Consider the following 256-nt stretch of genomic DNA (forward strand, 5'->3'; position numbering starts at 1 on the left):
GTACCGATGGGCGCGTAGACGGCGCCACAGGGGTCGCCCTTGCGTGCCTTCCACAGCAACGGCGTAACCACGGTTTCGGTCGGGCCGTAGCCGTTGAACAGGTATTTAGGTTTCAGCGCGCGCCACGCCAGGTCATAGCTGGCTTGCGCAACGGCATCACCACCGAAGCAGTAAACCCGCACCGCCGGTGGGTTGCCGTCGCGCTCGGCATGTTCAGCCAACTGTTGCAGGTACACCGGTGGGAACACCGCCATGG

The 256-nt window shown here is 64.1% G+C and carries 1 protein-coding gene; it reads right to left on the bottom strand.

The annotated features are described in order from the left end of the window. A partial coding sequence (locus tag AAEY72_RS15545; RefSeq protein WP_352311511.1) for a hypothetical protein occupies positions 1 to 256 on the bottom strand: 256 nt, incomplete at both ends.

This window comes from Psychrobacter sp. W2-37-MNA-CIBAN-0211, assembly GCF_040309405.1.
Taxonomy (GTDB): Bacteria; Pseudomonadota; Gammaproteobacteria; order Pseudomonadales; family Moraxellaceae; genus Psychrobacter; species Psychrobacter glaciei.